General features: G+C 72.0%; 10 protein-coding genes and 1 pseudogene. 5 read left to right on the top strand and 6 right to left on the bottom strand.

Annotated features, from left to right (window positions below; translation table 11 throughout):
* Positions 1-8: 8 nt before the first annotated feature.
* A complete protein-coding gene (locus AB0C26_RS37575) occupies positions 9-692 on the bottom strand; it encodes a response regulator (RefSeq protein ID WP_360257576.1) in 684 nt (227 codons plus the stop codon).
* Entirely contained in the window at positions 685-2,160 is a 1,476-nt protein-coding gene (locus AB0C26_RS37570; RefSeq protein ID WP_360257574.1) for a sensor histidine kinase, read from the bottom strand. The genes AB0C26_RS37575 and AB0C26_RS37570 overlap by 8 nt, the downstream gene beginning before the upstream one ends.
* 108 nt (positions 2,161-2,268) lie before the next feature.
* On the opposite strand from AB0C26_RS37570, the gene AB0C26_RS37565 reads away from it, so the two are divergent.
* Both AB0C26_RS37565 and AB0C26_RS37560 read left to right on the top strand, forming a co-directional pair.
* Positions 2,269-3,585, top strand: coding sequence for a cation:dicarboxylate symporter family transporter (locus tag AB0C26_RS37565; RefSeq protein WP_360257572.1), 1,317 nt, complete (start codon positions 2,269-2,271; stop codon positions 3,583-3,585).
* A gap of 13 nt (positions 3,586-3,598) precedes the next feature.
* On the top strand, positions 3,599-5,533 hold the full coding sequence (locus tag AB0C26_RS37560) for a protein kinase (RefSeq protein ID WP_360257570.1): 1,935 nt from the start codon (positions 3,599-3,601) through the stop codon (positions 5,531-5,533).
* 234 nt (positions 5,534-5,767) lie between these two features.
* On the opposite strand, the gene AB0C26_RS37555 is transcribed toward AB0C26_RS37560, so the two are convergent.
* Positions 5,768-6,394, bottom strand: a complete 627-nt coding sequence (locus AB0C26_RS37555) for a maleylpyruvate isomerase family mycothiol-dependent enzyme (RefSeq protein ID WP_360257568.1) — start codon at positions 6,392-6,394, stop codon at positions 5,768-5,770.
* Positions 6,395-6,593: 199 nt separating this feature from the next.
* Between AB0C26_RS37555 and AB0C26_RS37550 the strand changes: the two are divergent.
* Together AB0C26_RS37550 and AB0C26_RS37545 are read left to right on the top strand one after the other, a co-directional pair.
* Positions 6,594-6,692 (top strand): annotated as a pseudogene (locus AB0C26_RS37550) (hypothetical protein); the annotation flags it as partial.
* Between the two features lie 52 nt (positions 6,693-6,744).
* Positions 6,745-7,803, top strand: a complete 1,059-nt coding sequence (locus AB0C26_RS37545) for an epoxide hydrolase family protein (RefSeq protein WP_360257566.1) — start codon at positions 6,745-6,747, stop codon at positions 7,801-7,803.
* Between the two features lie 3 nt (positions 7,804-7,806).
* Here the strand turns inward: AB0C26_RS37545 and AB0C26_RS37540 are convergent, their stop codons facing one another.
* From AB0C26_RS37540 to AB0C26_RS37530, 3 genes are all read right to left on the bottom strand, one after another.
* Positions 7,807-8,757: a serine hydrolase domain-containing protein gene (locus tag AB0C26_RS37540; protein WP_360257563.1), complete on the bottom strand. Its 951-nt coding sequence runs from the start codon at positions 8,755-8,757 to the stop codon at positions 7,807-7,809.
* A gap of 88 nt (positions 8,758-8,845) precedes the next feature.
* Complete coding sequence (locus tag AB0C26_RS37535) at positions 8,846-9,931, bottom strand: hypothetical protein (RefSeq protein ID WP_360257561.1); 1,086 nt, start codon at positions 9,929-9,931, stop codon at positions 8,846-8,848.
* Between the two features lie 143 nt (positions 9,932-10,074).
* Positions 10,075-11,640: a diguanylate cyclase domain-containing protein gene (locus AB0C26_RS37530; RefSeq protein WP_360257559.1), complete on the bottom strand. Its 1,566-nt coding sequence runs from the start codon at positions 11,638-11,640 to the stop codon at positions 10,075-10,077.
* A gap of 151 nt (positions 11,641-11,791) precedes the next feature.
* On the opposite strand from AB0C26_RS37530, the gene AB0C26_RS37525 reads away from it, so the two are divergent.
* Complete coding sequence (locus AB0C26_RS37525; protein ID WP_360257557.1) at positions 11,792-13,174, top strand: M20/M25/M40 family metallo-hydrolase; 1,383 nt, start codon at positions 11,792-11,794, stop codon at positions 13,172-13,174.
* The last annotated feature ends 42 nt before the right edge of the window (positions 13,175-13,216 follow it).

Genomic DNA, 13,216 nt, shown 5'->3' with positions numbered 1-13,216 from the left:
GAAGGGGCTCAGACCTGGCGGTACTCCACCTCCGGGCGGCCGGGGCCGCCGTAGCGCGGGGTCCGGGTCACCTGGCCTGTGTCGGCCAGGTGTTCGAGGTAGCGGCGGGCGGTCACCCGGGAGGCGCCCATGCGGGCGGCCACCTCCGTGGCGGACAGGCCAGTGGTGTCGTCGCCGGCTCGCAGGACGCCGAGGACGAGGTCCAGGGTGCCCTGGTCGAGTCCCTTGGGGAGGGTTACCGGGGACGTGCCCCGGAGGGAGGCCAGGGCGCGGTCGATCTCGTGTTGGGCGGCCACGGGGGCTGTGCCCTGCACCTGTGCTCGGTAACGGGCGTACCCGAGAAGCTTCTCCCGGAAAGCGGCGTAGGTGAACGGCTTCAGCAGGTAGTGGGTGACGCCCAGGGAGACCGCGGAGCGGACCACGGCCAGGTCGCGGGCGGAGGTCACGACCAGGACGTCGGTGGTGAGGCCGGCGCCGCGCAAGGAGCGGCACAGGTCGAGGCCGAACATGTCGGGCAGATGCAGGTCGAGCAGGATCAGGTCGATCGGGGTGGAGCGCAGCGCCGCCAGCGCCTGCTGGCCGGTGTGGGCCACGCCGGAGACGGCGAAACCCTCGACTCTTTCCGTGTACGCGGCGTGGGCCTCCGCCAGCAGCGGCTCGTCCTCCACCACGAGAACGCGAATGTCAGTCATGAGGCGGCACCGGAAGGCGCACGGTGACCGCCGAACCGGCCACCTCGATGGTGCCGCCGTGGCGGTCGGTGACCTGGCGTACCAGGGACAGGCCGATGCCCCGGCCCGGGGCCTTCGTCGACCAGCCCTTGCGGAACGCGCCCGCGGGGACGCCGGGGCCGGTGTCGGTGACCCGGACCAGGACGACGCCGTCCGAGAAGAGCACCAGGACCGTCACCTTCCGCGGCGGTGGCGTGCCGGCCACGGCCTCCAGCGCGTTGTCGACCAGGTTGCCCACCACCGTGAGCAGGTCGCGGCTCGGCAGGGGAGTGCCGGCCATCCGGGAGGCCTCGTCGACGATCAGTTCCACGCCGCGTTCGCCGGCCTGGGCCGACTTGCCGAGCAGCAGGGCGGCCAGGGCCGGCTCGTCGAGGGCGCCCACCACCCGGTCGGTCAGCTGCTGGGCCACGGCCAGCTCGGCGGTGGCCAGGTCGACCGCCTCCCGGGTGCGGCCGAGCTCGACCAGGGTCAGCACCGTGTGCAGGCGGTTCGCGGCCTCGTGCGCCTGGGCCCGCAGGGCATCGGTCAGGCCGCGTACGGAATCAAGCTCTCCGGTCAAAGCCCGCAGCTCCGTGTGGTCACGCAGAGTCAGTACGGTGCCGATGGTCTGCCCCTCCGAATGGATCACTCGCTGGTTGGCCACGAGGACGCGATCGCCGGCGAGGACCGGCTCGTCGGCCACCGCGGCCCGGGCCGCGATCAGATCGCGTACCGGTGCGGGAAGGTCGTCGCCCAGCAACCGCCGCCCCTCGTCGTTGATCAGCGTGATGTGCCCGTCGCGGTCGGCCACCACGAGCCCTTCGCGTACGGAGTGGAGCACAGCGTCGTGGTACTCGTACATCCGGGTCATCTCGGCCGGGCCGAGCCCGTGGGTCTGGCGCCGGAGGCGGCGGCTGAGCAGCCAGCTTCCCGCCGCCGCGAGCAGCAGCGCCAGTGCGGTCGGGATGGCGACGGCCGGCGTACGCCCGATAAGCCGGTGATTGATGGCGTCGGTGGTGATGCCGACGGAAACGAGAGCGATCACCCGGTTTTGCTCATCGCGCACCGGCACGACGGTCCGGACCGACTCGCCCAGCGTGCCCACGCTTTTCTCGACGACCGTGCCGCCGGCCAGCGCCTTGTCGATCGTCCCGATGAACGGCTGCCCGATCAGGCTGGGCGTGCGATGGGTGTAGCGGGTGCGGTCGGTGGCCATGACCACGATGAAGTCGGTGCCGGTGGCGACCCGGACGCTTTCGGCGTACGGCTGCAGCACCGTCGACGGTGACGGGCGCCGCACCGCGTCGACGACCATGGGGGACCGGGCCACGGTCTCGGCGATGTCCACGACGTCGTCGATCGCGGCCCGCTCGGCGTCGTCGAGGACGATGAGGACGGTCCCGGCCGTGCCGATGGCGACCAGGGCCGCCACGACCAGCGCCTGAAGCACGAACAGCTGCCGCGCGATGCTCCAGCTCGTATCGTCACCGAAACGCGCCGGAAAACAGAATGAACGCAATGATGCCCCCGGGATGAGACGCGGGCCACATTCTCCGTCATGAAGACCCCGAGGGACCGTACCCACTATTTGTATCTGGCGGTGATCGCCGCCGTCGTGGCCGGCATCGCCGTCGGCCTGGCCGTCCCGGACTTCGCCGTGGAGCTGAAGCCGGTCGGCACCGCCTTCGTCAACCTGATCAAGATGATGATCGCGCCGGTCATCTTCTGCACCATCGTGCTGGGCGTGGGCTCGATCCGGCAGGCGGCCAAGGTGGGCCGGGTCGGTGGGCTGGCGCTCGGCTACTTCCTTCTCATGTCGACCGTCGCCCTCGCCATCGGCCTGGTCGTCGGCAACATCATCCACCCCGGGGCCGGGCTGCACCTGGACCCGTCGATCGCCGAGGCGGGCCAGAAGGCGGCCGGTGACGCGCCCAAGGAGGGTCTGGACGACTTCGTTCTCGGGATCATCCCGACCAGCCTGCTGTCCGCCCTGACCGACGGCGAGGTGCTGCAGACGCTGCTGGTGGCGCTGCTGGTCGGCTTCGCCGTGCAGGCCCTGGGCACCCGCGGCGAGCCGGTCCTGCGGGCCGTCGAGGTGATCCAGCGGCTCGTCTTCAAGATCCTCGCCATGATCATGTGGCTGGCCCCGATCGGCGCCTTCGGCGCGATGGCGGCGGTGGTCGGCGCGACCGGCGTGGACGCGCTCAAGAGCCTGGCCCAGATCATGCTCGGCTTCTACGTCACCTGCGCCATCTTCGTCTTCGTGGTGCTCGCGCTGATCCTGTGGACGTTCGCCCGGGTCAACATCTTCGCGCTGCTCAAGTACCTGGGCCGCGAGTTCCTGCTGATCCTGTCGACGTCGTCGTCGGAGTCGGCGCTGCCCCGGCTCATCGCCAAGATGGAGCATCTGGGCGTCAGCAAGCCGGTCGTCGGCATCACGGTGCCGACCGGGTACTCGTTCAACCTCGACGGCACGGCGATCTACCTGACGATGGCTTCGCTGTTCATCGCCGAGGCGATGGGCGACCCGCTGTCGATCGGCGAGCAGATCTCCCTGCTGGTCTTCATGATCATCGCGTCCAAGGGCGCGGCCGGCGTCACCGGGGCCGGGCTGGCCACGCTGGCCGGCGGCCTGCAGAGCCACCGGCCCGACCTGGTCGACGGGGTCGGCCTCATCGTCGGCATCGACCGGTTCATGTCCGAGGCGCGGGCGCTGACCAATTTCGCCGGAAACGCGGTGGCGACCGTGCTCATCGGCACCTGGACCGGCGAGATCGACCGGGAGAAGACGGCGGCCGTGCTGGCCGGGCAGGACCCGTTCGACGAGGCCACGATGCTCGACGATCGGCCCGCGGAGGTCACCCAGCCGGTCTGAGTAACATGATCCGGTGCTTTCCCCGGGGACGTTGCTCAGCGAGCGCTACGAATTGACTCAACGCATCGCGGCCGGTGGCATGGGTGAGGTCTGGCGCGGGACCGACCGCATGCTCCACCGTGCCATCGCGGTCAAGGTCGTGCTGCCCAACCTCATGGCCGACCCCGAGTTCCTCACCCGGTTCCGCTCCGAGGCCCGCATGATGGCCGCCCTGCGCCACCCCGGCATCGTCCAGGTCTACGACTACGGCGAGAACGCGGCGGTCGGGGGCGGCCGCATGGACTACATGGTCATGGAGTTCATCGAGGGCACCCCGCTGTCGAAGCAGATCCAGCAGGCGGGCCGGCTCAGCCCGGCCGAGACGATGCGCATCGTGGCCCAGGTCGCCGACGCGCTGCAGGTGGCGCACGACGCGGGCATCGTGCACCGCGACGTGAAGCCGGCCAACCTGCTGGTCCGCCCCAACGGCGCCCTGGTGCTGGTCGACTTCGGCGTGGCCCGCTCGACCCAGGTCACCGGCATCACCAGCACGAACGTGGTGCTGGGCTCGGCCAACTACATGGCGCCGGAGCAGGCCGAGGGCCACCCGGTGTCGGGGCTGACCGACGTGTACGCGCTGGGCGCGGTCGCGTACTGCTGCCTGACCGGCCGTCCGCCGTACGTCGGGGAGAACCCCCTTCAAGTTCTGGCCCAGCTGGTGTACGGGGAACTGCCGCCCCTCCCGCCGGACGTGCCGCCGGCGGTGGCCGCCCTGGTGAACCGGGCCCTGGCCAAGAACCCGCAGCACCGGTTCCCGAGCGCGGCCGCCCTGGCCCAGGCCGCCCGCGGCGCCGGCCGCCCCGGCGCCGGGCCGGCCGGGCCCACCGCTCCCTACCAGCGCCCCGGCGGGCAGCCGCCGGCGAACTCCGGCGCCTTCCCCCCTTCGGGTCGCGCCGCGGCCTCCGGCTCCTTCCCGCCCGCCGGCCGGAACCCGGCAACCGGGGCCTACCCGCCGGGGCGGGCGCAGAGCGGCGCCTACCCCGGGGGGCCGACCGGCCGTGCCGGCGCGGCCGCGGTTCCGCCGCCGGGTCACCCGGGCGGCACCGCCCGCTATCCGGGTGGCACCGCCTCCTACCCGTCCGGTAGCGGCTCCTACCCCTCGGGCAGTGCCTCCGTTCCGTCCTCGGGCGGCTTCGCGGCCGGTGCCGCGTCCGTGTCCCCGCCGGGTCGCGGCGCCGGATCGAGCGGCGGCTACGGCAACCGCCCGCCCGCCGCGGTCGTCACGGGCGGCTACGAGGGTGGCTCCTCGTCGTCCGGTGACTCTTCGAAGGGCAAGAAGCGCGGCACGGTGATCGCCCTGGCCATCGCGGCCGTCGTCCTGGGCGTGGTCGCGGTGACCTTCGCCATCGTCACGAGCGGCTCGGGCAACGACCCCGTCGACAACCCGGTGGCCAACGGCGCCGTCGACCCCGGCGCGGGCGCCACCCCGGCCCCGGCCGAGGAGCCGAGCAAGACCAAGTCGCCCAGGCCGGCGAAGACGAAGAGCCCCAAGCCGACCGACCCCGAGACCGAGCCGGTCGAGGAGCCCTCCCAGCCGGCCGAGGACGAGGAGTCGCCGGCCGGCGACGTCACCAACCCGTACACGGCGACTCAGGTCTGCGGCAGCGACTACCGGATCGTCGAGACGGCCACCCTCAAGGGCGACGCCGGCACCGTGGGCCGCGTCTACCTGCTCCTCTCGGGCGACAACAAGCAGAACTGCGTGGTCACGCTCCGCAGCACCGACCTGAACGAGAAGGCCGACGCCTCGGCCTTCCTCGAGGTCAAGGACAAGAAGCGCGACACCCAGGGCGGCGAGGTCGACTTCTTCGCCGGCCCGGTCAAGGCGTCGGCCGACAAGACCTGCATCAAGTGGGGCGGCTCGATCGACGACTTCAACTACGAGAGCGACTTCGGCCACTGCGGCTGACCGTCACCCCGAGCGGACGCCCATTTCAGGCATTCGGCCGGCCATCCGGTCCAGGCAGCCGCGCAAAATCTGGGCGACCGGCTTTCCCGGGTCGGCCCAGCCCGGTACCGCGGCCTCGGGGGAGGGGCCGGGGCCGAAGATAACCCCGCCGAGCTCGGTCACCGTCGTGGGATCGTACCGATGGAAGACCTGGAGGGCCCCCCTCAGCGTGAGTGGGGACTCGCCGGCCATGGGTCAGGACAGGACGGGGAACAGGTCGGTGGAGGCGCGGCCGGTGGTGGCCTCGATGAAGTCGACCGGCGGGGCGATCTGGGCCAGGACGGCGGCCGTGTGCCGCAGGCTCTCCGGTGGGACGTCGGGCTCGAGGCCGAGGGCGCGCTGCACGTCGAGCAGGTGGACCGTGGTCTCGAGGACGCCGATGCTGACCACTTCCTCGAGGGGCAGGACGGCCCGGCCGAAGTAGTTCACGCGGACCGGGCCCAGCTTGCGGGCGGCCTCGATGGCGGTAGGGCCGGTCGAGGCGAACTGGGACACCATCTGCTCGACGGTGTACTTGGCCGAGTCCTCGCGGCCGGCCGTCGCCACCTGGGAGCGCGTCGTGGTGGCGACGCCGTCCGGGGCGTTGAACTCGGCCATCAGGGCCGCGGCCGAGGCGTGGGTGGGCGCGGCGTCGGTGACCCACTGCTCCACCAGCACGGCGAAGCCGAAGGGCCACTGCGCCGCGTGCGCCCACAGGTGGCGCACCGTCCAGTCGTCGAGGCGGGTCGGGCGGTCCCAGTCCGTGTCGTCCAGGCCGCGCCCGGTCGCCGCCCACACCGACCAGAGCGCGTCGAGCGTGGTCAGCCGGTCATCGATGGTCATGACCCGACTCTACTGAGATCGGCGTCACAGCTCGATCCCGCCGTCGCGCTGGAAAGTCCCGCCGTCGCGCTGGAAAGTCCCGCCGTCGCCCTGGAGAGGCGGAAAGCTAGGTTCCTAGGACGCTTTACGAGACGTGCCGGGGCTCCCCTGGCCACCGGGCGACCAGGGGGATTCACCGGTGTGTGCGACGCCGAGCCGGATGAGGCTCGAAGGCATGACGACACTCGATCAGCAAGCGGTCCGGCCGTTCACCGTTCAGATTCCCAAGGACGCGCTCGACGATCTGCGGCGGCGGCTGGCGGCGACCCGCTGGCCGACCCGGGAGATCGTGGGGGACCGGTCCCAGGGGGGTGCAGCTGGCGGTGGCGCGGGCGTTGCGGGAGTACTGGGCCACCGAGTACGACACGGGGCGGGTCGAGGCCCGGCTCAACGCTCTTCCACAGTTCGTCACCGAGATCGACGGGGTGGACATCCACTTCGTGCACGTCCGGTCGGCCCACCCGGGCGCGTTGCCGCTGATCATGACGCATGGGTGGCCGGGCTCCGTGATCGAGATGCTCGACTCGGTCGGCCCGCTCACCGATCCCACCGCGCACGGCGGCACCGCCGCGGACGCGTTCCACCTCGTGCTTCCGTCGCTTCCCGGGTACGGCTTCTCGGGTGAACCGGCCGAACCGGGATGGGACCTGGTACGGACGGCGCGGGCCTGGACGGAACTCATGCGCCGGCTCGGCTACGACCGGTACGTGGCTCAGGGCGGCGACGTGGGGGCCGGTGTCACCGACGCGCTGGGCCGGCTCGGGCCGGACGGCCTGGCCGGCATCCACACCAACCTGCTCGTGCCGGCGCTCAACGATCCGGCGTCGCTGCCGAACGGCACGGACGCGGAACGGGCCGCGCTGGCCGCCATCAAGACCTTCCAGAGCAGCGGCAACGGCTACTTCGTGGAGATGGCGACCCGGCCACAGACCATCGGGTACGCGCTGCAGGACTCCCCGGTGGCGCTGGCCGCCTGGATGATCGACCACGACACCGACGCGTACTACAAGATCGCTCGCGCGTTCACCGGCGGTGAGGTCTCGGGCAACCTCACCCGCGACCACATTCTCGACAACATCACGGCGTACTGGCTGACCGGGACCGGCACCTCCGCGGCCCGCTCGTACTGGGAGGCGTACGGGCCGGACGCCCCCGCCGCCGGCCGCGCGCCGCTGCCGGATCCGCGGGTTCCGGTCGGCTTCAGCGCCTTCCCCGGCGAGATCTGGCGGACGCCGCGCAGCTGGGCCGAACAGTCGTACCCCACGCTCGACTACTTCGGCGAAGCCGCGCGTGGCGGCCACTTCGCGGCCTGGGAGGAGCCGGAACTGTTCGCGGAGCAGCTGCGCGCCGCCTTCCGGCCGCTGCGGTGACGATCAGGGCGTGAGGGTACGCAGGAGGTCGCCGGCCTCCTTGTCCATGAGCCGCTGGGAGTTGCTGAGCAGAACCACGGCGGTGCGGTGGTCGGGGTCGAAGCCGACGAACGAGGTGAAGCCCGAGGTGCCGCCGTTGTGCCAGAGCTGGGTGGTTTCCTGGAACCGGCGGCCCATCCAGCCGAGGTGGACCCAGGTGACGGGGCTGGTCCGGTGCTGGACCGAACGGGTCAGGTGGATCGCGGGGTCGTCCGGGCTGTCCAGTTGGCGGCGTACGAAGGCCAGCAGGTCGGCGGCGGTGGAGTGCAGGGCGCCGGCGCCGGCCAGGTCGGCCAGGTGCCAGGGCGGGGTCTGGCGGCCGCGGCGGGTGTGGCCCTGGACGAGGCGGGACGGGTCGGGCCGGGGGAGGCCGGTCTCGCGGACGATCAGATCGGCATACGGGAGGCCGGCGCGGCGGGCCAGGGCCAGGCCGAGGAGGCCGGCGCCGAAGTTCGAGTAACGGAAGCGTTTGCCGGGCGGGGCGGACAGGCGGGTGCGGGCCAGGGCGGCCAGCAGCATGTCGGTGGTGCAATCGGCGTACGGGTCGAGGTCGTTGGGGTGCAGCAGCAGCCGCTTGAGCATGCCGGTGGGCAGGCGGGGGAGGCCGGCGGTGTGGGTGGCCAGATGCTGGAGGGTGATCTCGGCGCCGTCGCGGGAGGGGACGGTGGCGCCGGGCGGGAGCAGCTGGGCCAGGGGCTCGTCCAGACGGACGAGGCCGGCGACGGTCAGGCGGGCCAGGCTGAGGGCGGTGAAGACCTTGGTGACCGAGCCGATCTCGAAGACGTCGCCGGGGACCACCCGGCCGGCGGCACGGATCTCGCTGCGGTCGCCGGACAGGACGGCGACGACGGCGCCGGCGCGGGTACGGACCAGGTCGTCGGCGGTCTGCTGAGCGAGGCTTCCAAGATCCGTCATTGCTCCATGATGGGTGGCTCGGGCAAGCCGCCCCGGACCGGCGACGACCCGCTGCCCGGCGCGGGCAGCGGGTTGATCGCGCGGCGGGTCAGACGGTCTCGCCGGTCCCGGTGGTGGTCTCGGCGCCGGTGTCGGTGGCGTCACCCGCGGTCACGTCGCCGGCGGTGGTGTCGGCGGTGGTGTCAACGGTCGCGTCGCCGGCGGCGGTGGTGTCAACGGTCGAGTCGCCCACGGTGAAGTCGCCGGCGGTCGCGTCGGCCGGGGTGGCCTCGTCACCGGACGTGGTGTCGGCGGTGGCTTCACCTGCGGTGGTATCGGTGGCAGTCGTGTCGCCGGCGGTCGTGGTGTCGGCGGCCGTGCCGGTGTCGGCGGTGGTGTCGCCGGCAGTGGCGCCGGTTGTAGCGTCGCCTGTTGTGACGCCCGCGGTCGCGTCGCCGGTCGTGGTGTTGGTGGCGTCGCCCGTCGCGGTGTCGGTGGTGGCGCCCGTCGTCGCGCCGCCGGTGGTGGTGCCGGTGCCAGTGGTGGCGGTGCCAGTGGTGGCGTCAGTGGTGGTGCCGCCCGCGGTGGCGCCGGTCGTTGTGGTGCCGGTGGTCGTGGTACCAGCGGTGGTACCGCCCGTGGTGGCGCCGGTCGTCGCAGTGCCAGCCGTGGTGCCGGTGGTGGTGCCGCTCGCAGTGGTACCGGTCCCGCTGCCGGTGGTCGCGGTACCCGTGGTGCCGGCGCCGGTAGCGCCCGTGCCCGTGGCGGCAGTGCTCGTGCCGGTAGCGCCGGTGCCGGTCCCGGTCCCGGTGCCGGTCCCGGTAGTGGTGCCGGTGCCGGTAGTGGTGGTGGTCTGGTCGGTGGTTGTGGGTGCGGTGGTCTGGTCGGTTGTGGTGGTGGGGCCGCCGGGCTGGCCGGCCTGCTGGCCCGTCCACGGGACGCCCGCGCCGCCCATCGGCATGGGCCAGCTGGTGAGGCTGTCGAGGCCGGGCAGGCCGTCGAGGTTGAAGATGGCGATCACGATGCCGGAGATGCCGGACCTGTGTTCAGGGGGCGGGGCGTACTCCCCGGCCGCTGATGCCGCCGGGTCGTCGGGGACGTTGGCGAGGGCGCCCTGCGCGGGTGCCAGGGCCATGGCCGCACCGGTGAACAGGCCCATGCCGGCCAGGGCCATGCGACGGCTTGTCTTACGCATTTCTTTTTCCTCCCAGGTCTTTGTCACGACCCGGTCAGCTCAACATATCCGCCGCATTCGAATACGGTGCTCGAACGGATTAGGCGTAAGTTGTTCCTGGGGCAAGATTGATGGGTTATGGCGCCGATTTCACGGGTATCCGGTCAGGCCGCCGGTCGTTGTTCGGCGAAGTTCTCGCATTCTTCCACGTCGTCCCCGCCGCGCCTTTTCGCCCGGTACATGGCCGCGTCGGCCCGGCGTACGATCTGCTGCAGATCGCCGGCCGGGCCGCCCGCCACGCCGATGCTCAGGGTGGCCGGGCAATCCGGTAGGGCCCGTACCGCGTCGACCATTCTGCGGCCCATTTCGTAGGCCGTCGCCGTGTCCAGGCCGGGGAGCAGGACCGCGAACTCGTCGCCGCCGAGGCGGGCCACGAAGTCCTGGTCGCGGACGTTTGCGGTCAATGTCATGGCAATTGCCCGCAGGGCCGCGTCGCCCGCTTCGTGCCCGGCCGTGTCGTTGATCTGTTTGAACTTGTCGGTGTCGATGACCAGCACCGCCACGTCGCCGTCCTGGGTGCGGCGGACCGCCTCGTCGAAGGCGCGCCGGTTGGCGATGCCGGTCAGCGCGTCCACGTCGGCCGCGCGGGCCGCCTGCTCGTGACGGCGGCGCAGCTGGTCGAGCGACTTCATCGTGGTGAACGAGTGCAGGGTGCGCTGCCGCTGCTGCCACAGGGCGGCGGCCAGGGTCGCGCCGTAGGCGAGGGCCGCCTTGGCGTCGGCCGAGCCGTGCGCGGTCAGCAGCAGGGCGTGGGTGTGGTGGGTGGCCGAGGTGATCAGCACGCCGGCGTCGCCGGGCAGCGCCCGGACCGCCCGCCCGATCAGTTCCAGGGCCTCGTCGAGGCGGCCGGTGCGGCGCAGCGCCACCGCGTGGAAGGGCTCGCAGAAGGCGACTACCAGGGCGCTCATCCCGTACGACTGAAGCCGGCTCTGATGATGCGCGATCTCCACCGCCGCGGTCTCCGGGTCGTGCCGGTCGGCTTTGGCGCAGGCGGCGGCGAGCAGGGCGTAGTTGCGCCACACGTCGGCGGCCGGCCCGCTGACCTCGGCGGCCGCCCGGACGGCGTACACCTCGGCCTGTGCCGTGTGATCCTCGGCCTGCTTGACCTGGCCGACCTGGTAGAGCTCGAGGGCCCAGTGCAGGTGGAGCTCGGCCAGGTTGATCAGCCACATGGCGCGTTTGCCGCTCTGTGTGGCGTCGTGGGCGCAGATCTCGTAGGCCGCCTCGTAGTGCGGCCCGACCAGCTCGTACAGGCGCAGTTCCATCAGGCCGAAGGCGATGGCGACCTGGGCGTGGACGGCCGCCACCGCTTCGGTCTCGATGACGGCGTACGTCTCGGCCTGCACCAGGTCGCGCATGACGCTGTCGAGGTCGTATTCGACGGCGTGGGTCTCGCCGAGGCGGGCCCGCTGGGAGGCGCGGGTGCCCAGCGCGCAGGCCTGCCAGCCGGGGCTGTTCTCCCGTTCGGCGGCGGCCAGCATGTCGTCGAGGGCCTGTTCGGAGGAGGCCGGATCGCCCAGCACGTCGTACGCGACGGCGCGCACGAAATGCAGGCAGGCGCGGTCACCGACCTGGCGCAGCAGCGTTTCGGCGCGCTCGAGTGCCTCGTGCGTGCCGCCCGCCTGCGCCTCCTCGAGCAGGCGCATGGCCTCTCGTGTGACGTCGTCCATCGGCCCTCCCTGCCGGGTTAATCGGCAGTGGGCGGGCTACTTGAGGGTTTCGGCAGCTATTGAAGATCGCTGATATTGCCCCTAGGTTCTTCGGCAACGGGGAACGATGGCCCACGAGGCCGCCGTCCTCGTCCCCACGAGGAGGAGACCCATGGACAACTCGGTTACCCGCCGCCGGATGCTGACCGTCGCGCTCGGCGGCGCGGCCACCGTGGCCCTGCCGGCCCCCGCCTGGGCCGTCACCGATCAGCGGCCCGGAGCCGTGCGGCCGCCCGCGCTCACCGGCCACGACACCCAGGTCGCCCGGCGGGTGTCGGCCGAGCGTGCCCTGCGGCATCTCAAGGTTCTCTCGGTCGACCTGGGCCCGCGCATCGGCGGCACCCGCTCCGAGAAGATCGCCGCCGATTACATCGCCAAGACCCTGGACCGATTGGGGTACGACGTCGCGTTGCAGCCGTTCCCGGTCGCCGACAAATTCCTGGCCCAGCTCGACTCGCCGAGCGGGCTGCCCCGCGACCTGAACTGGCAGGCCGGCGCGGCGGCGCTGGGTGGTCTCGACACCCGGGTGCGTGCCTCGGTGGTCGACGTGGCCGCGGGCGCCCCGGAGAACTACACCACCGACGTCACCGGCAAGATCGTGCTGATCGACTACGTGGCCGCGTCCCGCGACGCCCAGGTGGCCACCGCCGTCGAGAAGGGCGCCGCCGCCGTCGTCTTCCTGCCGGTCGACCTGGTCGAGCCGCGCCGCGCGTCGGCGTTCAGCCCGGTCCTGGCCACCGCCGTCGCCATCCCGGTCGTCGGCGTCGCCCAGGCCCAGAAGCACCGGCTGCGGGCGCTGCTGGCCCAGCGCCGGCTGATCCTGACCGTCACCACGCGCGCGCACCGCAACCTGACGTCGCACAACGTCATCGCGGACGCCCCGCGCCGCCGGCCGACCGGCACCGAGCCGGTCGTCATGGTGAGCGCGCACTACGACACCGTCATCGGCGCGCCCGGCGCGAACGACGACGGCTCGGGCACCGTACTCAATCTGGAATTGGCCCGGGTGTTGCGGAACCTGCCGACGAAGGCGCGCCTGCGTTTCGCGTTGTGGGGTTCGGAGGAGCAGGGCCTGATCGGGTCGCGGTACTACGTGGCGCAGCTGCCGCAGGCCGAGCGGGACCGGATCCTGGCGGTGTTCCAGAACGACATGGTGGCCACGAGCTGGGATCCGGCGACGCGGTACTGGCTGCTGTCGTACACCGGCCTGGCCAACCGGGCGACCGACGAGGTGGCGGCCGCGGCCGAACGTCTCGGGTACGCCCCGCGCATCTCGCCGGTGACCTTGCGGGGTTCCAGCGACCACCAGTCGTTCCAGGAGGTCGGCATCGCGGCGGCGAACTTCTCGTGGCGCGGCGAGGAGTCGCCGGCGCTGCTGGAGCCGCCGTACCACAGCCCCGAGGACACCATCGCCAAGAACATCAGCCTGGAGCGGCTGCAGGTGTCGCTCGAACTGATCGGCTCGGCCGCCTACGCGACGGCCGTGCGGGGATAGCGGACAGCCCGCCCCACCGGCGACGCGGGCCGCGCTTCCTGC

It is taken from the genome of Actinoplanes sp. NPDC048796, assembly GCF_040650035.1.
Classification (GTDB): domain Bacteria; phylum Actinomycetota; class Actinomycetes; order Mycobacteriales; family Micromonosporaceae; genus Actinoplanes.
This window is presented reverse-complemented; position numbering and strand designations above follow the sequence as displayed.